Consider the following 22,320-nt stretch of genomic DNA (forward strand, 5'->3'; position numbering starts at 1 on the left):
GCCCGACGGCACCTGGAGCTTCACCCCCGCACAAGCGCTGACGCTGGACACCCACAGCATCACCGCCGTCGCCACGAACGCCGACGGCCATTCCAGCCAACCAACCGCTGCCTTTGTGATCACCATCATCGATACTCCCATCGTGGAGCCACAGCCATCCCAGGAAGTCGACAGCGCTCTGTTGGTGAATGCCGGCAGCAGCAACACCTCGAAACTATCGCTGGCGGACGTGCTGGTGCATGCGCAGGACGACCTGCCCTGGCAGGCCTCCACCGCCGCGCAGCAGAACGTGGAAACCGGTGATCGGGCAGCCAACGCATACAACTCCTCGAGTACCTGGCTTGCAGCGCATCTGAGCCCGGACCTGCTGACCCAGCAGGACTGATGCAGGGAAATGCGCGGGGCGCAGCAGCGCCCCCTTCGCCACGGCCGGCAGCGGGCCGATCACCCTTGCGAAGATCCGATCGGCATCAATCCGAGTCGTCTCACACCCTGCTAAGGTAATGCTCGATATCCCTGCGGAGCACTCCATGCTGTACGGCATCCTGCTGATCGTCACCTGGATCATCCTGCTGATCCGCTACCCTTCCCGCGCCCTGCCGATCTCCGGCGCCGGCCTGGTCGGGCTGGCCTGTGTGATCGCCTTCGCCATCTGGCAGGACAACAGCGAAGCCCGCCAACTGCAGCACCTGGAACTGCGCATCGCCTACCAGCCCGACCAGTGCCCGACCGATCGCCCCCTGGCCGTGAGCCTGAAGAACGGCTCGAACCATCCACTCCTGGAACTGCGCTGGAAGGTCGCTGCCTACCGCCCCGGCGACACCACCGACCTCGCCGAAAACCTTTACGAAGCTCCCCGCTATCGCGGCCCTGGCGCCCTGCTCGCCGGCGACAGCTGGAACGACTGCCTGCCGCTGCCGCCGCTGCGCCCCGGCTATCGCGCCAGCACCCTGGAGTTCCGCGCCGAGCGGGTGAACGGCCGCTTCGGCAACTGATTCACCTGCCCCGCACAATCCGGTACGGTAGTCCCGCCCACAGCCCAAGGACTGCCAGACCATGCCCCAGCCCGTCGCCCTCATCACCGGTTGCTCCAGCGGTATCGGCCGCGCCCTTGCCGATGCCTTCCAGACCGCCGGGTACCAGGTCTGGGCCACCGCCCGCCGCGATGAAGACGTCGCCGCCCTCGGCCAAGCGGGCTTTCGTGGCGTGCTCCTGGACGTCAATGACGAACCCGCCGTGGAGCGCCTTGCCGAGCAGATGCTGCGCGAAGTCGGAGGGCTGGACGTATTGATCAACAACGCCGGCTACGGCGCCATGGGCCCGTTGCTGGACGGCGGCAGCCAGGCGATCCGCCGGCAGTTCGAGACCAACGTGTTCGCCGTGGTCGGCGTCACCCGCGCGCTGTTCCCCGCCCTGCGCGCCCGGCGCGGGCTGGTGGTGAACATCGGCAGCGTGTCCGGCGTGCTGGTCACGCCCTTCGCTGGCGCGTACTGCGCATCGAAAGCTGCCGTCCATGCCCTGAATGACGCACTGCGCCTGGAGCTTGCGCCCTTCGGCGTCGAGGTGATGGAAGTGCAGCCCGGCGCCATCGCCTCCAACTTCGGCGCCAACGCCAGCCGCGAGATGGCCGCGGTGGTCAGCGAGGAATCCGCCTGGTGGCCGCTGCGCCAATTCATCCAGGCGCGCGCCGCCGCGTCCCAGGACAAGCCCACCCCGGCCGTCGATTTCGCCCGTGAACTGCTGGCCGCCGCGCAGCGCTCGCCACGTCCGCGCCTGGTCCGCATCGGTAACGGCAGCCGGGCCCTGCCGCTGCTCTCGCGCTGGGTGCCCAGCGGCCTGCTGGACAAGGTCCTGAAAAAGCGTTTCGGCCTCGACGGGCAACTCTGATGGCCTATCAGGTTCGCTACCTCGCCCTCGCCGGCATACTCGCCGCCTTCTTCCTCAACGTCGTTGCGCGCGCCCTGCTGCGGGTTGGTGGCGTGCCGGCGACACTGCTGGTGGCCGCCCTGATTGCCGCCGCCATGGCCTTCTGGTTCGCCCGCCGACACAAGCGACTGGCGGAAACCGGCGAACGCTGGCGACTGACCGCCCTGTATGGCGGCGGCCTGGCCCTGCTCTACGCCATCCTGGTGGGCATGGCGGCATGGAAGAACACGCCCAGCCCGGCAGCACTGCTGCTCTATTTCCTCAATTACCTGTGCTATCCGCTGTGCGTCTGGTGGTTCTTCCGCCCCGGCGTGCTGGTGCGCTTCCTGCCGTCCGACAGACGCTGAGCGGGCTTCACGCTTTCTTCACCTGCATTTCATCCGGGCACGACCCGACCCCGCCTAAGGTGACGCAGACCTTGGAGGAGTCCCTATGTCCCTGCCCCGCACCCTTCGTGGCGCCATCGCCGCCGCCCTGCTGACTTTCGGCCCGCTCGCCCTGGCCGCCGGCGAGACGCCGGCCGACTGGGCGAAGCCTGTGGACCAGTCGTTCAACCTCTACCAGATGTCGCCGACGCTCTACCGCAGCGCATTGCCCAGCAGTACCGACCTGCCTGAATTGCAGCGCCTGCAGGTGAAGACCGTGGTGAGCTTCATCAAGGACGACGACCGTGAATGGATCGGCCAGCAGAACATCGAGGCAGTGAGCTTCCCGACCCATGCCGACCGCGTCGATGACGCCGACGTGCTGAAAGTCCTGCGTATCCTGCAGAGCGCCGAACAAAAGGGCCCTGTGCTGATGCACTGCAAGCACGGGCGCGATCGTACCGGCCTGTTCGCGGCCATGTACCGCACGGTGATCCAGGGCTGGAGCAAGGAAGACGCACTCAAGGAAATGACCCTGGGCGGCTTCGGCACCGAGGATGACATGCAGGATGCCATCGCCTATGTGCAGAAGGCCGACATCGGCCAGTTGCAGCAGGCCCTGGCCAGTGGCGAATGCAGCACCTCGGCCTTTGCTGGCTGCCAGCTCAAGGGCTGGCTGGCGGACACCTTCGGCGAGGAGCGGTCGCCGCATCCGGCGCACTGATCGGCGGCCTGTCACACCGAATCGGCGAGAGTGCGGTAGCTTATCCGCACCTTTACCGTTTCACAGGCTCGCCATGACCGTTTCCCGTTTCAGCGCCGTCACCCACACCCGCTATATCGACCACGCCGGCCTGGATGCCTTCTGCGCCGACTACGACGGCTTCCTGCTCGACCTCTGGGGCGTGCTGATCGACGGCGTCGATGTCTTCCCCGGCGCCCTCGCCTGGCTCGCCCGCCGCGCCGCCGAAGGCAAGCCGGTGTGGTTCCTCAGCAACGCCTCGCGCAGCGTCCCGGAGATGGCCGACACCCTGGTACGGCTGGGTGTCTCCCGCGAACTGTTCGCCAGCATCACCACCTCCGGCCAACTGGCCATCGACGCTTTCACCCATGAACGCGAATTCCAGCGCGGCGGCATCTACACCGTCGGCGTAGGCGATGCGCTGACCACCTGGCCGGCAGACATCCGCGAACGCTTCTGCGATGACATCCACGCTGCGTCGATGATTCTCGGCGTCGGCAGCTTCCCGCAGGACGAACTGGAAGAGCGCTTCGCCCCGCTGCGTGGCGCCACCGAAAAACCGTTCCTGTGCGCGAACCCCGACCGTGTGGTGGTCTCCGGCGGCCAGACGGTGTTCGGCGCCGGCCGCCTGGCTGAAGCCTTCGCGGAAGAAGGCGGCAAGGTTCACTGGTACGGCAAGCCCGATCCCTCCGCGTTCCGCATCGCCCAGCGGCAGTTGGAGGCGCGCGGCGCGAAACACATCCTGTTCGTCGGCGACTCCCTGGTGACCGACGTCCCCGGCGCCCTGGCCGCGCGTATCGACACCCTCTGGCTTGCCGCCACCGGCATCCACCGCCAGGCGCTGGGCGTGCCGTTCAATGGCGAACTGGACCCGGAAAAGACCAACGCATTGCTCGATGGCTACCCAGTTCGTCCGCACTTTGCCGCACCAGGGCTGGTCTGACGTCAGGACACCGGCCTGAATCCGACCTGCCATGAACGAACTGATCGACCTGCTGCAATGGCCCGCCATGCTGGTCACCGTCCTCGCCGCCTGGCTGGTCGGCTCCCGCGACCGCAAGCGGCGCAAGGTGGGCTTCTGGGTATTCCTCGCCAGCAACGCGCTATGGATCGCCTGGGGCCTGCCGGCCCACGCCTACGCGCTGGTGCTCCTGCAGCTGTGCCTGGCAGCCATGAACATCCGTGGCAGCTACAAGAACCGCCAGGGCGAGCACGCCGAGGGCTGAACCATTTGTAGGAGCGAGCTTGCTCGCGAACCGCATGGCACCGGAGTTGGGGCGTTCGCGAGCAAGCTCGCTCCTACGAAGAGCCCCTGGGCTCTGCCCTACGCGACATGCATGCCGCCGTATGAGCGCCGCGATCTGGCCGCCAACGAAAACGGGAGCCGAAGCTCCCGTTGTCGTTCATTGGATCAGATCACTGCGCCGGCGCAGCCGCGCCGTCGGAATGTTCCGCGTTGCGGCTCTGCGGGTTGACGATCACGGTGGCGGTGATGCCCGCCGCCAGCAGCACGCCATCCGGCACGTCATCGATGTGGATGCGCACCGGCACGCGCTGGGCCAGGCGCACCCAGTTGAAGGTCGGGTTGACGTCGGCCACCAGCTCGCGGCTTTCCGGGTTGTCGCGGTCGTAGATAGCGCGGGCGATGCTTTCGACGTGGCCCTTCAGGCGCTCGCCGCTCATCAGTTGCAGCTCGGCAGGGTCGCCGACGCGGATGTGCGGCAGCTTGGTCTCTTCGAAGTAGCCGTAGATCCAGTAGGAGTTCTCGTCGACCACCGCCATCTTCGCCTCGCCGACGCGGGCGTAGTCGCCACGGTGCACGTTGAGGTTGGTCACGTAGCCGTCCACTGAGGCGCGCACCTGGGTGCGCTCCAGGTTCAGCTTGGCCGCGTCCAGCGCAGCCAGGGCCTGCTGGTAGTCGGCCTCGGAGGCGGCGGCGGTGTTGCTGGCGTCGTCCAGGCTCTCGCGGGAGACCACTTCCTCGTCCATGGCGCGGCGGCGCTTGGCGTTGAGCTGGCGCATCTGCAGGGTGGCCTTGCGCGAGGCGACCAGGGCTTCGGCCTGCTTCACGGCGATCTGGTAATGGTCCGGGTCGATCTGCATCAGCAGGTCGCCTTTCTTCACCTGCTGGTTGTCGCGCACCGGTACGTCGACCACCACGCCGGAGACGTCGGCGGCGACGTTGATGATATCGGCGCGCACCCGGCCGTCGCGGGTCCAGGGCGTATCCATGTAGTTCACCCAGAGGGCGCGGCCGATCAACGCGGCGACCGCCAGGATGATCAGGGTCGCCAGCAGGCTGATGATGGATTTGAGAGTCATGGGTGCACGCTCGTTACTTATAGATAGTGAGGGACAGCCCGCCGAACAGGCAGGCGAACAGGCACACGCGGAACAGCGCCGGGTGCCAGGTGTAGCGGTACAGGCCGACGGAAGCGAGGATGCGGTCGATGCCCCAGCAGATCACTGCGGCAACGAGGAACATCAGGGTCAGGGTCGGCATGTAGACCCCGTGGAACGCGATCTCGCGGGGCAGGTCAGGCAACATGGGTGGTTCTTCCAGAAGTGGTTTCGCCATCGCGCAGCGGCGACTGCGGGTCGAGCAGGCTGCTGCGGATGAAGTGCAGGTAGCTGAGTACGCGGCGCAGCGGCGAGCTTTCGAAGTCCGGTGCGCGCGGCTCGTCGGTGGTCTTCACGCAATCGATGGCCTGTTCCACGGCGGCCAGGGCGCGCTCGCGGTTGGCCTCGCAGGGTTTGACGAACAGGCGGATCAGCGCACGGCCCATGGCGCGGATCGACTGCCGCCAGGGCGTCGATTCGGCATAGCAGGGCTCGCTCGGCAGGTTCTCCTGCTCGACGCGCAGTTCGATGATCGAGTGGCCGATTTCCAGCACCACGAAGGTCCAGCGCAGCAGGCGGCGCTGCATCTGCGGGCTGCGCGCGGCCACGCCGTAGGCCTGGTTGAGCAGGTCGCGGGTGCCGCTCTCGAAGGACGAGACGAGGCCGTCGAGCTTGCCGCTGATGGCTTCCACCACGCGCAGGCGCAGGTCCTTCTCCAGGCGCCGCCACAGCCAGGCACTGGTGGGCGGCATGATCACTGCGGCGACCACGGCGGCCAGGCTCTGCGACAGCACCAGGGCGATGTACTCGTTGAGCATGCGGCCCGGATCGTAGACGGTGAGGTTCGCCGGGATCGCACCGAAGCTGAAGAACACCAGCAGGCCCAGGCCGTAGCCGGCGTACTTGGGCTTGATCGAGAAGAACGCGCCCGCCGCGAACACCGGCGCCAGGGCGAAGGCCAGCAGGGCGAAGCCGTCCAGGTGCGGGAACACGAAGAAGGTTTCCGAGAAGCCGAGAATCGCCGCGAAGAAGGTACCCACGGCCATCTGCATGGCCATCTTCGCCGGGTCCGGCGCGGCCGAGACCAGCGCGGCGACGGCGGCGGCGTTGAGCACGAAGGTGCTGCCGCTGGGCCAGGCGGTCTCGATCCAGAACAGGCCGAACACCAGCACCATCAGCGCGGTACGCCCGCCCGCCACCAGCGAGGCGACCAGGTTGGCCTTGGGCGAGAAGCCGTGCTTCCAGTTCTCCCGCTCGTGCTTGTGCGCGGCCAGGGAGGCGTGGGTCAGGGCGTAGTTGTAGAGGTCGTCGGCCAGGCGGTAGAGCAGCTCGCCGGCGGTGTTGTAGTCCAGCAGCGCGGCAGGATCATCCTGCTCGTCCAGCAACTGCGCGCGGCCGGAACGGATGCGTTGCATCATCCGCGTGCGGTGGCTTTCCAGCTGCGCGGCGAGGCGCTCGGCGTCGCGGTCGGTGACCGACTGGCCGCGCCACGGGGCGAGTACCTGGGCCAGTTCGTCCAGGCACGGCTGCAAGGCGCGCAACACCGCATCCGCTTGTTGTGCCCGCAGCCGCGCCAGCAACTGGTGCAGCGCGTGGTAGCGGGTGGTGAGGACCATGAACTCGTTGTTCAGGCGCGACAGGCGGCCGGAACGCAGGCGCATGTGCGGGTCTTCGAAACGGGTAACGCTGCGCAGCGCCTCCAGGCCCACGGCCTGGGAAGCGAAGGCGACGTTGGATGCCTCGAACCTGCTCCGATCACCACCGCCAAGGTTGTCCAGGACAAAGCCGGCGAAAGCGCCAAAACGCTGGTACAGCGCGCTGCGCATGGCCGTGCTGGAGGTCTGCGGGAACAGCGTGGCGCTGACCACCATGGAGCAGAGAATCCCCAGGCTGATTTCCAGCACGCGCCAGATGGCCGACATGAACGCGGCTTCCGGGTGCAGGGTGGCAGGCAGGCCGATCAGCGTGGCGGTGTAGCCGGCGAGCACGCAGGCGTAGGAGCGGAAGTCGCGGTAGCGTGCGGCGCCGACGGTGCACAGGCCGATCCACAGCGCCGAGACCAGCAGGAACAGCTCGCGCTGCTGGGCGAAGATCGCGATCAGCGCGACCATCACGGTCAACCCGACGACACTGCCGAGAATCCGGTAGAAGCTCTTGGCGAACACCTGGCCGCTTTGCGGCTGCATGACGATGAACACGGTGATGGTCGCCGTGCTTGGCTGCGGCAGTTCCAGGCGCATCGCCAGCCACAGCGTCAGCAGCGCGGCGAGCAGCACCTTGGCGATGTACACCCAGGTGACGCCGTCGCTGCGGCCCCACTCCAGCAGCGCGCGACGCAGGGCGTCGAGCGGTGTCGGATGGGCGCTGAAGTCGTTCGCCGCCATATCAGCGCCCGGCTCCCTGAGCCGCGCGGACGTCGACGGTTTCCGGGACCATCTTCTGCTCTTTCGGGCCTTCCTGCTTGTCCATCAGGCCGCCGCCGAGGGCGACGACAAGGCCGGCATGGGTGGCCAGGCGTGCGGCGCGAACCTGCTGTTCGACCAGTTGCTGCTGGAACAGGCGGGTCTGCGCGTTGAGCACGTTGAGGTAGTCGGTCAAGCCGCCACGGTACGCCTTGGTGGCGATGTCGTAGGTGCGCTGGGCCGACGCCACGGACTTCTCGGCGAACCCTTGCTGCAGCTCCATGGAGTGCATGCGGATCAGGTGATCGGAGATGCCCTTGAGCGCGTTGATCAGCGTCTGGTTGTACTGCGCCACGGCGGCGTCGTAGCCCGCCGATTCCTGGCTCAGCTGCGAGCGGCGGCGACCGCCGTCGAAGATCGGCAGGGAGATGGCCGGGCCGACGCCGTAGGTGAATTTCTCGGCATTGAGGAATTCCAGCATGCCGCCGCCGACCGCGCTGTAGCCGATGCTCGCGACCAGGTCGACGTTGGGGTAGAACTCGGCGCGGGCGACGTCCACGCCCTTGGCCTGGGCAGCGACTTTCCAGCGGCTGGCGACCACGTCCGGGCGATGGCCGAGCAGCTCCATCGGCAGCTTGCTGGGCAGGCCGGGGCCTTCGGCGAGCTTGAGGCTCGGGCGCTGGATCGAGGCACCGGCGCCGGGGCCTTTGCCGGCCAGGGCGGCGAGCTGGTTGCGCGTCAGCTGGATTTCCTCGTCCACCGCTTCGATCTTGCGTTCGGTCTCCGGCAGCGGGACTTCCGCCTGGCTGACTTCGAAATGCGTGCCGATGCCGCCATCGAGGCGGCGCTGGGCCAGGGCGAGGATGCCCTGTTGCTGGGCCAGCATGGCCTTGCCGATGTCCAGCTCGGCGTATTGCAGCGACAGCTGGATGTAGGCGCGGACGATGTTGCTCTCCAGCTCCAGCTGGGCCACGCGCGCCTCGGCGGCGGTCATCTTGGCGATGTCGACGTAGCGCTCGGTGTTGCTGCGCTCGCGGCCCCAGAGGTCGAGCGAGTAGCTCAGGCCCAGGGCGGCGTTGTTGTTCCAGGTGGTGGTATCGGCCAGTTCGCCCGGGCCGTAGAAATAGTCGGTCGGCCAGCGGTGGCGGGTCAGCGAGGCATCGCCGCTGATCTGCGGCGACTCGGCGGACTCGGCGACGCCAGCCATGGCCATGGCCATGCGCACCCGCGCCTCGGCCTGGGCCAGGGTCGGGCTGCCGTCCAGCGCAGTCTGCACCCAGCTATTCAACTGCGGATCGCCATAGGCGCGCCACCACTGCTCGGCGGGCCAGCCAGCTTCCTGGTTGGCGTGCGCGATGGCGGCGTCGGTGGCCAGCTCGGTGTCGCCCAGGCGTTGTTCCTGCGGGGCGATGCCGTTGGTGCTGATACATCCGGCGATTGTTGAAAAAATGACAAAGGAGCCGACGAACGTCAGTCCTTTCACGAGGTGACGCGACACGGTGGAGGTCCTGGAAGTGGTCTTGCTTTTCAGCGTGGGGCTTTTAAGCGTGGAGAGCCGGCAAAGCCAGTTGCGGCGATTGAATTCTAGGGACGGGAAAGGGAACGGATAAGCCGGCTGTTTTGTGATTGTTTATTACCGATAATGAAACAATGTGTGTCGTCATCCATGTGACAATAGGCCGCCCCCGCTCTGCTCCGCGCATTGCCACCCATCAAGGACATGCCGGCGGCGGCGACGTATCGCTGCATCGACGTCGCCACCCGGGACAGACGCCCCACTGACGAGGCCCCAATGGACACACTGCAGACCATGCGTGCGTTCGCCTGTGTCGCGGAAACCGGCAGTTTCACCGCCGCCGCGCAGCAGTTGAACACCACCACCGCCTACGTATCCCGCGCGGTCGCCAATCTGGAGTCCCACCTGCGGACCCGCCTGCTCAACCGCACCACCCGGCGCATCGCCCTGACCGAGGCCGGCCAGCGCTACCTGCTGCGCTGCGAGCAGATCCTCGCCTACGTCGAGGAAGCCGAGGCCGAGGCCAGCGACGCCCACGCCCGCCCCGCCGGCCGCCTGCGCGTGCATTCGATGACCGGCATCGGCCAGCACTACGTGATCCGCGCCATCGCCAACTATCGCCAGTTGCATCCGGACGTGACCTTCGAGCTGACCATGGCCAACCGCGTGCCGGACCTGCTCGACGAAGGCTTCGACGTGGCCATCGTGGTCGCCTCGGAACTGCCCGATTCGGGCCTGGTGTCCCAACGTATCGGCGAGACCTACAGCATCCTCTGCGCCTCGCCCGACTACCTGGCCCGGCGCGGCACGCCGAAGACACCCACCGAACTGATGGAGCACGACTGCCTGCGCCTGATCAGCCCGGTACTGCCGCTGGACAAATGGCTGTTCGACGGCCCCAACGGCCAGGAAATGATCACCCTCGGCCCCTCGCCCTTCCAGGTGAATGTCGGCGACGCCATGACCGAGGCCATCGGCTCCGGCATGGGCATCAGCGCCCTGCCCGTCTACTCGGCGATCGACGGTCTGCGCGATGGCTCGCTGGTGCGCGTGCTGCCGCACTACAAGCTGCAGATCCTCAACGTCTACGCGCTGTATCCGTCGCGGCAGTACCTGGACGCGAAGATCAAGACCTGGGTAGCCTACCTGCGCGAGAACCTCCCTGGCGTGCTCCAGGCGGATGGCGCCGGCCTCGCCGATGTGGGACCCTGACCACCCTTTTCGTCGTGTTTCGCGGGCAAGCTCACTGTGTAACTCCCTACCCCGGTGTTCAGTGAGCTTGCCCGCGAACCCATCTTCTTCCCCCGTGCCGACCTGCCCTGCTCCTACTAGGAGCGAGGGGGACGCCCAGTTCTGGCTCGCGAACAGATTTCCCGGTGGCTTCGGCAGTACGCGATTCGCGAGCAAGTTCGCTCCTGCGAAGAGCCTCGTTCGATAGCCGCCCATCACGCACGCAAGCCTTGCGCCGCTCTGGTCCGCCAGTGTTAGGGTAAAGCCCCTTTCCGCTTCCCAGCCGTCCGACCACCATGAAAAAGAACGTCTTCGTCTTCAGCCGCCTCGCCCCGGAACACCTCGACCGCCTGCGCAGCCAATTCAACGTCACCGTGCTCGATCCCAAGCAGGGCGACGTCGACGCGCAGCTTGCCGCGGCCCTGCCGGAAACCCACGGCATGATCGGCGTCGGTCGGCCGCTGGGCGAGAAGCAACTGGCCCAGGCCACGCAGCTGGAAGTCATCTCCAGCGTCTCGGTGGGCTACGACAACTACGACCTGGATTACCTGAACCAGCGCGGCATCCCGCTGACCAACACCCCGGACGTACTCACCGAAACCACCGCCGACCTCGGCTTCGCCCTGATCATGGCCGCCGCCCGGCGCACCGCCGAACTGGATGCCTGGACCAAGGCCGGGCAGTGGAAGCGCACCGTGGACGCCCAGCATTTCGGCGTCGACGTGCACGGCAAGAAGCTCGGCATCCTCGGCCTGGGCCGCATCGGCGCAGCCATCGCCCGCCGCGGCCACTTCGGCTTCAACATGGACATCCTCTACCACGGCAACAGCCGCAAGCCGGCGCTGGAGCAGGAGTTCAACGCCCGCTTCTGCGGCTTCGATGAACTGCTGGGCGAGGCGGATTTCGTCTGCGTGGTGGTGCCGCTATCGGACAAGACCCGCAAGCTGATCGGCAAGCGCGAACTGGAACTGATGAAGCCCACCGGCATCCTGGTCAACATCGCCCGTGGCCAGGTGATCGACGAAGCCGCGCTGGTGGAAGCCCTGCAGGAGAAACGCATCCTCGCCGCCGGCCTGGACGTCTACGAGAAGGAACCGCTGGTCGAGTCGCCGCTGTTCACCCTGCCCAACGCCGTGACCCTGCCGCACATCGGCTCGGCAACCCACGAAACCCGCCAGGCCATGGCCGAATGTGCGCTGGACAACTTCGAGGCGGCGCTGCGTGGCGAGCGACCGAAGAACCTGGTCAACCCGCAGTCGTGGAAGGCCTGACTCAGCGAAGCTCTTCGTAGGATGGGTGGAGCTTGCGATACCCATCGATCAACGTGCGGACACCGTTGATGGGTATCGCAAGCTCCACCCATCCTACGTCAGCGCTTCCCGTTAGCGGTCAAACGGGGCCCGCCACGATCATGAACCATCACGCCCGCGCCGGCTGCAGCACCGGCCTCGGCTTGCGGAACACCAGTACGTTGCCGGCCATCACCAGCCCCAGCCCGGCCAACGCCGGCAGGCTCCACTGGTAACCTTCGGCGAAGGCCGAGACGTTCAGCGCCACCACCGGGAACAGCACGGTGCAATAGGCCGCGCGCTCCGGGCCCATGCGCCCGACCAGTGTCAGGTAGGCGGTAAAGCCGATCACCGAGCCGGGAATCGCCAGGTACAGCAGCGACCAGACGTACTGCGGGCTGCTGTCGAAGGTCAGCGGGACGCCCCGTACCAGGCAGATGCCCAGCAGGATCAGCGAGCCGTAGAGCATGCCCCAGGCATTGGTCGACAGCGGCCGCAGCCCGGCCTTCTGCTGCAGGCTCGACAGCAGGTTGCCCGCCGAGAAACACAAGGTGCCAAGCAGCGCCAGGCCCAGGCCGTAGAAGGTCTCCCGCGTCGCCTGGTGCCCGGACAACTCCGGCCAGAACAACAGCGCCAGGCCGACCAGCCCGAACGCACCGCCGCCCAGCACGTTGGGCGCGATCCGCTGGCCGAAGAAGATTCGCGCATTCAGCGCATTCCAGAGCGTCGCCGTGGAGAACACCACGGCGATCAGGCCACTCGGCACCCATTGGCTGGCGGTGTAGAAGCACAGGAAGTTCACGCAGAACAGGCACAACCCCTGGGCGAAGCAGATCGCCTGCCCGCGCCGGCCCAGCGGTTGCAGCCGCCGCGACACCAGCAGCAGGGCGAACAGCACCAGCGCTGCCAGGCTGAAGCGGTAGGCAATGGACAGGGGAATGGCGACGGCGCCGACCTGCAGCTTGATGGCGATCCAGGTGGTGCCCCAGATGAGCACCGTGAGCAGGTAGAGCGAGAGGTTCATGGCGATCTCCGGATGACTGGAGAAACAGTCTCCCGCCCTGCCCCGGGGCCGGCTTGCAGATTCTTGCGCTTATTGCGACAACCGGGCTGGCAAGGCGCGCCCGCGCGGGTAGAGTGAAGGCAGCAGAGGAACACCCATGTCAGCCATTTCGCAGCTCGAAGTCTTCCAGTCGATGAACGCCTCGCCCAACGCCCGCCTGGAGCGTTGCGCGGAGCTGGGCGACGGGCTGTCCGCGGCGATCTGGAGCAACAGCCACGACGCCCGCGACTACCACGCGCCGAGCCACCACACGCTGTCGTGCTACCTGAACGACGGTACCGGCACCTTCCGCCGCGGCGCGCCGGGCAGCAAGGGTGCGCCGGACAAGTTGTGCGTGATGCCGGCCGGCGCCGAGTCGGCGTGGATCGTCAACGGCGACATCCGCCTGGCCCACCTCTACATCGGCCAGGAGCAGTTCGCCCTCGGCTGCATCCGCCTGCTCGACCGCGAACCGCGTGAACTGCAGCTCCACGAGCGCACCTTCCTCGACGACCCACAACAGGCCGCGCGCTTCCGCCAACTGGTGAAGCTGGACTGGCACGAGCCGGGCGAACGCATCCGCACCAGTACCCTGGCTCATGACCTGATCGATCATCTGTTGCTCAATCAGGTCGGCCTGCGGGAAGGCTTGAAGCTCAAGGGCGGATTGGCACCGGTGATGCGCCGGCGCGTTGCCGAATACATCGAGCAGCGCCTGGACCAGCCACTGTCGCTGGGCGAGCTGGCGATGCAGACGGCGCTATCGGAATACCACTTCGCGCGGATGTTCCGCGAGAGCTTCGGCATGCCGCCGCACCAGTATGTGCTGGCCCGCCGCGTAGCACTGGCGCAGCGCCTGCTGCGCGATACGCGCCAGCCGTTGAGCCAGGTGGCGCTGGCGTGCGGGTTCTCCAGCGCCAGCCATTTCGCCAATCGGTTCAGGTCAGTGGTGGGTGGCACGCCGGGGGAATATCGGCAGGCGTTCGAGGAGTAGTCCGCTGGCCGATCCTGCGCGAACACCCGACCTGTAGGAGCGAGCTTGCTCGCGAACCGCACACCACCGGATCAATCGGGAAATCTGTTCGCGAGCAAGCTCGCTCCTACAAGAGCCCGAAGCGTCAGCCGAGTACGGCCAACACACCACCAATCACCGGCATCGCCGCCGCCGTCGGCAGCGCCCAGCGCGGCCGCCAGGCCAGCAGCAGGACCAGCACAGCCCCCGCGATCATCAACAGGCACGCCCAATAGACGATGCCCAGTTCCATGCCGATGACGTGGATCGCATAAGCCAGCGCCAGCGCACCATCCACCAGCGCCACGATACGCAGCAGACGCACACGGGACTCGGAGGGCGCATTACCGAACAGATCGCGGTGATGGCGCGACAGCGACAGGCAGGCCGCCGCCAGCGCCAGCAGGTTGAGACCGAACACCAGCAGCATCAGGCGAACTCCTCGTTACGGGTACGACGTGCACGGGCGGGCTCGGCGCGCTCCTGGCCCAATCGCCAGCCGAGGAAGGCGCACAACCCGCCGATCAGCAGTAGGCCGAGATCGATGCCGACCATCATCCAGTCGCCATTGGCGAAATGCGTCGATACCCGTCCCGGCTCGGGGCCGAACAGGCTCAGCACCGGCAACAGCAACGCCAGCGCCGCCAGGGCGACGAACTGCTCGCGAGCCATCGCCCGGCTGCCGCGGCGCAGCAACGCGTGGAGCAGCGCCAGCAGCCAGATCACCACGAAGGCGGTGGCCTCCCAGCGAGTGCGCTGGAGCAGGTCGGCCGGCAATAGCCGCGAAGCTGCGAGCAGGCCAAGCGACGCGATCGGGAGCCCGCCGCACACCGCGCCGTTGAGCGTACGCACCAGCGCCACGCCCCGGTGGCCACGGGATTCACGCTTGCTCACCCAGACCTGCAGGCCGCCGAAGACCATCACGCAGCCCACCAGGCCGAGAACGAAATACATCACCCGCAGCAGCTCGTTGCCGAACTGCGCCATGTGCAGGCCAGTCAGCCAGGCGTAGGTCTTGTAGCCCGGCTTGTAGGGCTTCTGCACGTGCAGCAGCGCGCCGCTGCCGGAGTCGAAGGACACGGTGCGCTGGTCGTTGACCATGCCCTTGTCCACCGCCTTGCGGATCTGCACCATCGCCGCCGCATCGCCCGGATTCTCGATGTTGATCCAGCCGACCTGGCTGTCGTCACCCCAGGCTTCGCGGGCCTTCAGGATCATGTTGTCGATGGACTTGGTCGCCTTCGCCGGCTTGCCCAGCGCTTCACGGTCGAAGGCGCCCTGCACGTCATGGAAGAAATGCTCCATGTCGTTCTTGTAGGCCACCTTGATGCCGGCGGTCATATAGAAGGTGATGAAGATCGCCAGCCCCGTGTACGCCATCAGCAGATGGAACGGCAGGCCAAGCACGCCCAGCACGTTGTGCGCATCCAGCCAGGCGCGCTGCTTCGCCGCCTTCGGGCGCAGGGTGAAGAAGTCCTTGAAGATGCGCCGGTGGACGATCACCCCGCTGACCAGCGCCACCAGCATGAACACACCGGCCACGCCGACCACGTAGAGGCCGATCATCCCGCCATGCAACTCGTAGTGCAGTTCGAGGAAGAAGTTGCCGCCGACGGTCCTGGGCAATACCTCGCCGCTCTGGGCGTCCACCAGGAAGGACTGGAACTCGCTGAAGTCCGCCGGCTCCCAGCCAGCCGTCCAGTACGGCATGCGTTCGGTGGGCGGGTGCATCCAGTAGCCGTGGGCCTTGGGCGCGCGCTCGACGATCAGTTCACGCACCTGGTCGGCACCGACTTTAACTTCATCCAGCTTGTGCAGCTGCGGCGTCATCCAGCGGGTGAGTTCCTTGTCGAACACTGCGACGGTGCCGGAGAACAGCACGACAAAGAGAATCCAGCTGACCAGCAACCCACTCCAGGTGTGCAGGCCGGACATGGATTGGCGCAGGCTCATGGGCGCACCCCGTAGGCGGTCGGCAGGAAGGCGGCCAGGCCCAGCACGACGCTCAGCGCCACCGGTGCCCACACCGCCCGCCACGGGCTTTTCGCGCCGAAGGCGTAGAGGATCGCCGCGACCCAGACAATGAAGCAGGCCAGGCTGGCCAGCGACACGCGGTCCGAACGCGACATCGGCAGGTAGACGCTGAAGAAGGCCGTGGCGGTGTAGGCCAGGGCATAGCCGCCGACCACGGCGCTGAGGATACGGGCAGCGATGGCGCCGGCCTGGGTTGCGCTCATGGTTGGATGCTCGAACGGGTCGGGCGCGGGGAAACGCACATCGAGGTGAATCCTGCGAGGCGACCCGGACACTGCCCGGGCGCGCGATTGAAAAGCGGAATTATATGATATTGGTTCTCAATTAAAAGAACTCAGCAGCGCCGTTTGTGAGTATCTGTGTCGAAAATTCGCTGAACGGCATAGGTCGCGGTCACATCCATGGCACGCAAGAGGCTGTTCATCATCAGGTCGGCTTCGCCCGTGACATGCAGGGGCGGCGGCCCCGGCAGGATCCAGGAAGCGCCGGGGGTCAGCTCGACGGCAGCCACCACCGAGCCCTTGCCGAACAGGTATTCGTAGATCAGCAGGTAGTCCGTGTCCGGCTGGTCCTTGTACTCCGCGATTCTGCGCAACACGTTGATCGCGCCGATGATCCAGTCCCGGCTTTCGGTGAACTCCAGCACGCCCAGGCTCCAGGTCTGGGTCGCATCGTCGTAGTGGTTCCAGGCCGGCGAGCGCAGGTGCCGGCTCCAGCCCGCGACCCAGGCCGCCGCGGTGGTGCCCTGCCCCAGTTCGCAGAGTTCGCTCCAGGTGAGTCCGCCTTGTCGTTGGCGATTTCCCTCCAGCCACTGCTCGAGATCCTTGAAACAGGCCGCAGAGCCTGCTTCCCGGGAAAGGAATTCCTCAAGCCTGGAGCGACTGATGGAGACCTTCAGGTACAACTGGCATGGTTCGGCCATAGGATTTCCTCTTCTTCTGATCCACCGATTCGCCTCGGGATGCTCACCGCGCCCTGAGAAGCTGAATCGATAATCCTAGAGGTTCACCTCGACCGGGTTTCGCCCGCCCTTTTCGACTGTGAAGTCGTATCCTTCCGATACCCCTGTACAACCGTTCAATTTTCCTCAGGCATTTCCGCCCACCGCGGAGCGATCGCCCTCCCTGGCGACGGGCTTACCAGCGGTAGGTCGCCGAGCCCGTGACGATCCGGCCGTTGCCGTAGATGCAACGGGTAGCGTCGTAGCAACCGGCGATGTACTCGCGATCGGTAAGGTTGTTGGCGTTGACTGCGAAGCGCCAGGGGCCCGTCTGGTAATGCACGGCAGCGTCGAGCAGGGTGTAGCTGGGCACATTCAGCGAGTTGTCCGGGGCGCCTGGGCTGCGGCCGTTGTAGCGTACGCCGCCGCCGAAGCCGAAACCTTTCAGCTCACCGTCACGCAGGGTGTAGTCGGCCCACAACGAAGCCAGGTTGCGCGGCGTGGGAATGCTGATCGGGGTCTTGCCATCGCTCTCGTCGTTGGCCTTGGTGTTCTTCACGTCCTGATAGGTGTAGGTGGCGATCAGGTTCAACTCGTCGGTCAGGCTGGCAACGCCTTCGAGTTCCAGGCCACGGGAGCGGATTTCGCCGGTCTGCACGCTGCTGTTGGGATGGGTCGGGTCCGGATCGAGGGTCAGCACGTCGCGCTGGGTGATCTCGAACACGGCGGCGGTCAGCGAACTGTCCGAGCCCTTGGGCTGGAACTTCACGCCCACTTCGTACTGCTTGGCCTTCGTCGGGTCGAAGGGCTTGCCTGCGTAGTCGGTGCCGGCGTTGGGCGTGAAGCCCTCGCTGTAGCTGAAGTACGGCGCCAGGCCGTTATCGGCGAGGTAGACCAGCCCCACCCGGCCACTGAAGGCCTCGTCCTTCTGGCTGGCATGGGTGCTGCCGGCGGTGCTGCTGTTATCGGTGCTGGAGTTGGCCCAGTCGTAGCGCCCGCCCAGGGAGAGCACCCAGTGTTCGTCGAAGTGCAGTTGGTCCTGCAGGTACACGCCGGTCTGACGCTGGGTCTGGTCGGTGTAGGTCCAGTCGTCCGCGGTGAAGGCGGACTTGTCCACAGGGCCGTAGGACGGGCCGCCATACAGGTCCAGCGGCGTGGTCATGATGTAGGCCTGCGGGTCCTCGGTCTTCTGCCGCTGCCAGTCCAGGCCAAGCAGCAGGGTGTGACGCAGCCAGCCGGTGCTGAAGTCGGCCTGGGCCTGGTTGTCCAGGGTCCAGCGTTCGTACTTGGGATTCTCGATGCCGGCGAAGCGCAGCAAGGTGCGGTCGTCACCACCGTCCATGCCCCAGTAGCCGGTGGTTCCGGCGCCATAGACCATGTTGTCGTTGAGATCGAGATGGGCATAGCGCAGGTTCTGGCGGACCTGCCAGACGTCGTTCAGGCGTGTCTCGAACTCGTAGCCGATGCCGTACTGGGTCTTCTCGTACTTGGAGAAGTGCTCATCGCCGGTGAAGTAGCTGCGGTGGATCTTGCCGTAGGCGCTGCGGTGAAGGCTCCCGTCTGCCGGAAGGAAATTGTCCTGGGCGTTGGTATCGTCCTTCAGATAGCTCGCCATGACGGTCAGATGGGTGTCCTCATCCGGCTGCCAGGTCAGTGACGGCGCCAGGGCCAGGCGCTTGTCCTCCCAGGGCGTGTCGCGAATATCGCCCTCGTGGCCAACCATCACCACGCGGTAGCTCCACACGCCGGCATCATCCAGCGGGCCGGTCGTGTCGATGCCCAGTTGCTTGCGCGCATCGCTGCCGTATTGCACCTGGACTTCATGGCTGGCGACGGTGCTCGGCCGCTTCGATACCTGGTTGATCACCCCGCCCGGGTCGCCCTGGCCATACAGCACACCCGCCGGGCCGCGCAGCACTTCCACGCGTTCGAGCATGTAGGGATCGACCATCCAGCTGGCGAGGTTGATGGTGCTGGGCAGTTGCAGCCCGTCCTGGTAAGTGGTCGGCGAGAAGCCACGGATCACCGTGTACCAGTCGGAACGGTTGTTCGAGCCGTAAGAGGACACGCCGGGGGTATAGCGCAACGCCTCGTTCACCGACTGCACGCCCTGGGCCTCCATGCGGTCGCGGGTCACCACGGAGATCGACTGCGGCGTCTCGTGGATCGGCGTATCGGTCTTGGTCGCGGTGACGCTGCGCCTGGCCACGTACCCGTGCACCGGGCCCTTGGGATCTTCCCCGGCCTGCCCGGTGATGGTCTGCGCCTTCATTTCCAGCGCGCCCTCGGTAGCGCTGGGCTGCAGGCGATAACTGCCGTCCTCGCTGGCTTCGGCCGCCAGGCCACTGCCGGACAGCAGCACGGCAAAGCCGGCGCTCACCGAATAGTCGCCGTTCAGGCCAGTGCTGCGCTGATTCCGGGTCAGCGCCGGGTCGAAGGTCAGCAGCACGCCCGCTTGGCGGGCGTAGGCATTGAGAGCATCTTCCAGACTGCCGGCGGGTACGCTGAAATGTTGCGCGGCCGAGGCCGCAAACGCGGTGGAGTGCTGCAGCAGCGGCAGGCTGGCGACTAGGCCGAAAGCGGCGATGCGTAACGCGCGAGCCAGCGGCAGCAGGGGCGCGGTGGGAACGGCAGGCATGAAGATTCCTTGTGCAGAGAAGCGGGACTGCACAGAGGCCGTACGACGAAAGGAAACCTGCAGGCCGATCTGAAAATATTTTCCGTCAGCGTCCGCGCGCCTGCTCCATGGCTCTTTCCAGCCCCTGGAAAACGCGTGGCGAGAGGCACTGCGCGACGTTGAAGCGCAAGTAACCGGTGGCGCTCTGGCTCAGGCTGAAAACGTTGCCCGGCGCCAGCACCAGGTTGTCCGCCAGGGCCGCGCGCGAGACTTCGGCGGCGTCCAGCCGTCCCGGCAGGCAGGCCCAGACGAACACCCCGCCGCGCGGCTCCAGCCAGGGCTGGATATCCAGCGCGCGCAAGCGCAGCAGCGTCTCGCCCATGGCGTCGGCCAGGCGCCCGCGCAAGCTGTCCAGGTGGCGGCGGTAGCTGCCCTTGCGCAGCAGTTCGAAGAGCATCTCGGCACTGAACGGGCTGTTGCCGAAGCTGGTCGCCAGCTTCAGGTCCACCAGGCGCTCGCACCATTCCGGCTGGGTGGCGATGTAGCCGCAGCGCACCGAAGCCGACAGCGTCTTGGAGAAGCTGCCGACCTGGATCACCCGCTCCAGCCCGTCGAAGGCCGACAGGCGCGGCGCACTTTCGTGCTCGAAGTCGCCGAAGATATCGTCCTCGACGATCAGCAGGTCATGGGCCTCGGCCAGCTTCAGCAGACGATGGGCGACCAGCGGCGAGAGCACCGCGCCGGTGGGGTTATGGAAGGCCGAGTTGGTGATGTACAGGCGCGGGCGGTGCTGCTCCAGCAGGCCAGCCATGGCGGCGACGTCCGGCCCGGTCGGCGTATAGGGCACACCGACGACCTGCACCCGATGGGCACGCAACAGTGCCTGGAAGTTGAAGTAGCCCGGGTCGTCCACCAGCACACAGTCGCCGGGCTCCAACAGGAAGCGGCAGATCAGGTCGATGGCCTGGGTGCCGTTGTCGGTCAGCACTATCTGCTGCGGGCCCACCGGCACGCCGTAATCACCCAGCCGCCGCGCCAGCTGTTCGCGCAGGCCGGAGTGGCCGTAGGGGCGACCATATTCCAGCAGGCTGGATTGCGGCGCGCGGGCAATCTGCCGCAACGCGCGGCGCAGTTCCTCTTCCGGCAGCCAGGACGGCGGCAGCCAACCGCAACCGGGCTTGAGCGAGGTATCCGCGGCCTCCAGGGATTGCCGGGAAATCCACAGCGGGTCGATGCTGCGGTCCAGCGTCGGGCCGACGTCCGCCAGGGACAGCGGCGGCGCATGGCCGGCCACATAGAAACCGGAGCCACGCCGCGCAGCGATCACACCGTCGGCGGCCAGCCGGTCGTAGGCCTCCACGACGGTGGTCTTGGACACCTCCAGCTGCTCGGCCAGCTGGCGAATCGACGGCAGCCGTTCACCCGGCACCAGCGCCCGCGCCGCCAGGCGCTCGCGAACATGCTGCATCACCGAATCGACCCGCGTGCTCTTTGGCCTGCCCATGTCGCCCTCGCCCGCCCCTGGATTTTGTACCGGGATAATTTACGGACAGTTTGCGCAAATTGTACCTTTCTGTCACTGGCCGCCGGGCGGCTCTGCGCGCATCCTCCAGGCTCGCTCTCCTGCCGGATGCTCCCCATGAACAACTCCCACACTGCCGCCTCGAACAGCCACCTCGGCGGCTGGCTCAGTGGCTTCCTCGGCGTTCTCATCTTCAGCGGCTCGCTCCCGGCAACGCGGGTAGCGGTGGCCGACTTCGATCCGACCTTCCTCACCCTGGCCCGCGCCAGCATCGCCGGCCTGCTGGCGGCGGCGATCCTCATCCTGCTGCGGCAGAAGCTGCCGGCGCGCAAGGACCTGATTCCCCTGCTGGTGGTTGCCGGCGGCGTGGTGGTGGGTTTCCCGCTGCTCACCGCGCTCGCGCTCAAGCACGTCAACTCGGCCCACGCCATCGTCTTCGTCGGCCTGCTGCCCCTGGCTACCGCGCTGTTCGGCGTGATCCGCGCCGGCGAGCAGCCGCGCCCGGCGTTCTGGATCTGCTCGCTGCTGGGCAGCGCCGTGGTGGCCGGCTTCGCCCTGTCGCAGAGTGGCGCGGGCAACTTCACCGGCGACCTGCTGATGCTGGCCGCCGTCGTCGTCTGCGGCCTGGGCTACGCCGAGGGTGGCCGCATCGCCCGTCACCTGGGCAGTTGGCAGGTGATCTGCTGGGTGCTGGTGCTGTCTCTGCCGCTGATGCTGCCGCTGGCCTGGTATACCCAGCCGCAGACTTTCAGCGGCGCCAGTTGGCCGGCCTGGCTGAGCCTGGGCTACGTGTCGCTGTTCAGCATGCTGATCGGCTTCTTCTTCTGGTACCACGGCCTGGCCACCGGCGGCATCGCCGCGGTCGGCCAGCTGCAGCTGTTGCAACCCTTCTTCGGCCTGGCGCTGGCCGGCCTGCTGCTGCACGAGCAGATCAGCCCGCTGATGGCCGGCGCCACCGTCGCCGTGGTGCTGTGCGTCGCCGGGGCGAAACGCTTCGCCCGCTGACCGCCGGTTTCCTTCCGCGTCCCGCCCGAGAAAAATCGCGGTATCATCGGGCGTTTGCGTACTCGGCTGGACTGCCGGAAGGACACTCGGATGAAGCCACCCGCCGAATCTCCACTGCCTGCCGTGGAGCGCGACGAACTCGCGCCCCGGCCACGGCTGACCCTGGGCAGCCACGTGCACAGCGGCTTCGACCTGCGCAGCGGGCGCATGCAGAACATCTCCCGGCACCGCGCCGCGCTGGCCTTCCTGTATGGCGACATGCCGGTCTCGGGCAGCGTCACTCCGCGCTCGGGCCGCGAGATCCGGGTATTCCGCGATGACCAGATCGTCCGTGTCAG

Annotated in this window: 22 protein-coding genes; 11 read left to right on the forward strand and 11 right to left on the reverse strand. The window is 66.6% G+C overall.

The genetic code is table 11. The features are described from left to right. The 7 genes from A6723_RS32200 to A6723_RS23495 all read left to right on the forward strand — a co-directional run. A partial coding sequence (locus tag A6723_RS32200) for a hypothetical protein (RefSeq protein ID WP_175405578.1) occupies positions 1 to 385 on the forward strand: 385 nt, incomplete at its 5' end. 145 nt (positions 386 to 530) lie between these two features. Continuing rightward, the gene (locus tag A6723_RS23470) at positions 531 to 995 is read left to right on the forward strand and encodes a hypothetical protein (RefSeq protein ID WP_054910091.1); all 465 of its coding nucleotides are present in this window, start codon (positions 531 to 533) and stop codon (positions 993 to 995) included. Positions 996 to 1,056: 61 nt separating this feature from the next. After that, on the forward strand, positions 1,057 to 1,887 hold the full coding sequence (locus A6723_RS23475) for an SDR family oxidoreductase (RefSeq protein WP_054910092.1): 831 nt from the start codon (positions 1,057 to 1,059) through the stop codon (positions 1,885 to 1,887). Continuing rightward, positions 1,887 to 2,273 carry a hypothetical protein gene (locus tag A6723_RS23480; RefSeq protein ID WP_054910093.1) on the forward strand — a complete coding sequence of 129 codons (387 nt, stop codon included), beginning with the start codon at positions 1,887 to 1,889 and terminating at the stop codon, positions 2,271 to 2,273. The genes A6723_RS23475 and A6723_RS23480 overlap by 1 nt, the downstream gene beginning before the upstream one ends. A gap of 85 nt (positions 2,274 to 2,358) precedes the next feature. Further along, positions 2,359 to 3,015 carry a dual specificity protein phosphatase family protein gene (locus A6723_RS23485; RefSeq protein WP_054910094.1) on the forward strand — a complete coding sequence of 219 codons (657 nt, stop codon included), beginning with the start codon at positions 2,359 to 2,361 and terminating at the stop codon, positions 3,013 to 3,015. Between the two features lie 73 nt (positions 3,016 to 3,088). Beyond that, positions 3,089 to 3,976: a TIGR01459 family HAD-type hydrolase gene (locus tag A6723_RS23490; protein WP_054910095.1), complete on the forward strand. Its 888-nt coding sequence runs from the start codon at positions 3,089 to 3,091 to the stop codon at positions 3,974 to 3,976. 31 nt (positions 3,977 to 4,007) lie between these two features. Continuing rightward, positions 4,008 to 4,259 (forward strand): hypothetical protein, encoded by a 252-nt coding sequence (locus A6723_RS23495; RefSeq protein WP_054910096.1) that lies wholly within the window; start codon positions 4,008 to 4,010, stop codon positions 4,257 to 4,259. Positions 4,260 to 4,449: 190 nt separating this feature from the next. Here A6723_RS23495 and A6723_RS23500 read toward each other — a convergent pair whose 3' ends face one another. Genes A6723_RS23500 through A6723_RS23515 form a run of 4 tightly spaced genes read right to left on the reverse strand, consistent with a single transcriptional unit; the run spans position 4,450 to position 9,273 of the window. Next, positions 4,450 to 5,355 (reverse strand): HlyD family secretion protein, encoded by a 906-nt coding sequence (locus tag A6723_RS23500; RefSeq protein WP_054910097.1) that lies wholly within the window; start codon positions 5,353 to 5,355, stop codon positions 4,450 to 4,452. Positions 5,356 to 5,368: 13 nt separating this feature from the next. Next, positions 5,369 to 5,569 (reverse strand): DUF1656 domain-containing protein, encoded by a 201-nt coding sequence (locus A6723_RS23505; protein WP_045211321.1) that lies wholly within the window; start codon positions 5,567 to 5,569, stop codon positions 5,369 to 5,371. A 1-nt stretch (position 5,570) separates the two neighbouring features. After that, the gene (locus A6723_RS23510) at positions 5,571 to 7,757 is read right to left on the reverse strand and encodes an FUSC family protein (protein ID WP_054910098.1); all 2,187 of its coding nucleotides are present in this window, start codon (positions 7,755 to 7,757) and stop codon (positions 5,571 to 5,573) included. Position 7,758: 1 nt separating this feature from the next. Next, a complete protein-coding gene (locus tag A6723_RS23515) occupies positions 7,759 to 9,273 on the reverse strand; it encodes an efflux transporter outer membrane subunit (RefSeq protein ID WP_082450806.1) in 1,515 nt (504 codons plus the stop codon). Positions 9,274 to 9,567: 294 nt separating this feature from the next. Between A6723_RS23515 and A6723_RS23520 the strand changes: the two genes are divergently transcribed. Both A6723_RS23520 and A6723_RS23525 read left to right on the forward strand, forming a co-directional pair. Beyond that, positions 9,568 to 10,503 (forward strand): LysR family transcriptional regulator, encoded by a 936-nt coding sequence (locus A6723_RS23520; RefSeq protein ID WP_017519048.1) that lies wholly within the window; start codon positions 9,568 to 9,570, stop codon positions 10,501 to 10,503. A gap of 314 nt (positions 10,504 to 10,817) precedes the next feature. After that, positions 10,818 to 11,792, forward strand: a complete 975-nt coding sequence (locus A6723_RS23525; RefSeq protein WP_054910099.1) for a D-glycerate dehydrogenase — start codon at positions 10,818 to 10,820, stop codon at positions 11,790 to 11,792. Between the two features lie 148 nt (positions 11,793 to 11,940). Here the strand turns inward: A6723_RS23525 and A6723_RS23530 are convergent, their stop codons facing one another. After that, the gene (locus A6723_RS23530) at positions 11,941 to 12,834 is read right to left on the reverse strand and encodes a DMT family transporter (protein WP_054910100.1); all 894 of its coding nucleotides are present in this window, start codon (positions 12,832 to 12,834) and stop codon (positions 11,941 to 11,943) included. Between the two features lie 136 nt (positions 12,835 to 12,970). Between A6723_RS23530 and A6723_RS23535 the strand changes: the two genes are divergently transcribed. Beyond that, entirely contained in the window at positions 12,971 to 13,846 is an 876-nt protein-coding gene (locus tag A6723_RS23535) for a helix-turn-helix domain-containing protein (protein ID WP_054910101.1), read from the forward strand. A 124-nt stretch (positions 13,847 to 13,970) separates the two neighbouring features. Here the strand turns inward: A6723_RS23535 and A6723_RS23540 are convergent, their stop codons facing one another. From A6723_RS23540 to A6723_RS23565, 6 genes are all read right to left on the reverse strand, one after another. Then, complete coding sequence (locus A6723_RS23540; protein WP_037016593.1) at positions 13,971 to 14,294, reverse strand: DUF3325 domain-containing protein; 324 nt, start codon at positions 14,292 to 14,294, stop codon at positions 13,971 to 13,973. Further along, positions 14,294 to 15,817 (reverse strand): PepSY domain-containing protein, encoded by a 1,524-nt coding sequence (locus A6723_RS23545; RefSeq protein WP_054910102.1) that lies wholly within the window; start codon positions 15,815 to 15,817, stop codon positions 14,294 to 14,296. Before A6723_RS23545 ends, A6723_RS23540 begins: the two co-directional genes overlap by 1 nt. Beyond that, on the reverse strand, positions 15,814 to 16,101 hold the full coding sequence (locus tag A6723_RS23550) for a hypothetical protein (protein WP_054910103.1): 288 nt from the start codon (positions 16,099 to 16,101) through the stop codon (positions 15,814 to 15,816). Before A6723_RS23550 ends, A6723_RS23545 begins: the two co-directional genes overlap by 4 nt. Positions 16,102 to 16,232: 131 nt before the next feature. Beyond that, positions 16,233 to 16,820 carry a hypothetical protein gene (locus A6723_RS23555; RefSeq protein WP_054910104.1) on the reverse strand — a complete coding sequence of 196 codons (588 nt, stop codon included), beginning with the start codon at positions 16,818 to 16,820 and terminating at the stop codon, positions 16,233 to 16,235. 214 nt (positions 16,821 to 17,034) lie between these two features. After that, complete coding sequence (locus A6723_RS23560; RefSeq protein WP_054910105.1) at positions 17,035 to 19,476, reverse strand: TonB-dependent siderophore receptor; 2,442 nt, start codon at positions 19,474 to 19,476, stop codon at positions 17,035 to 17,037. A gap of 85 nt (positions 19,477 to 19,561) precedes the next feature. Next, positions 19,562 to 20,959, reverse strand: a complete 1,398-nt coding sequence (locus tag A6723_RS23565) for a PLP-dependent aminotransferase family protein (RefSeq protein WP_054910106.1) — start codon at positions 20,957 to 20,959, stop codon at positions 19,562 to 19,564. A gap of 135 nt (positions 20,960 to 21,094) precedes the next feature. Here A6723_RS23565 and A6723_RS23570 point away from each other — a divergent pair, with 135 nt between their 5' ends. Then, positions 21,095 to 21,982, forward strand: a complete 888-nt coding sequence (locus A6723_RS23570; RefSeq protein ID WP_054910107.1) for a DMT family transporter — start codon at positions 21,095 to 21,097, stop codon at positions 21,980 to 21,982. The last annotated feature ends 338 nt before the right edge of the window (positions 21,983 to 22,320 follow it).

This window comes from Pseudomonas sp. AU11447 (genome assembly GCF_001672555.2).
GTDB classification, from domain to species: domain Bacteria; phylum Pseudomonadota; class Gammaproteobacteria; order Pseudomonadales; family Pseudomonadaceae; genus Pseudomonas; species Pseudomonas nitroreducens.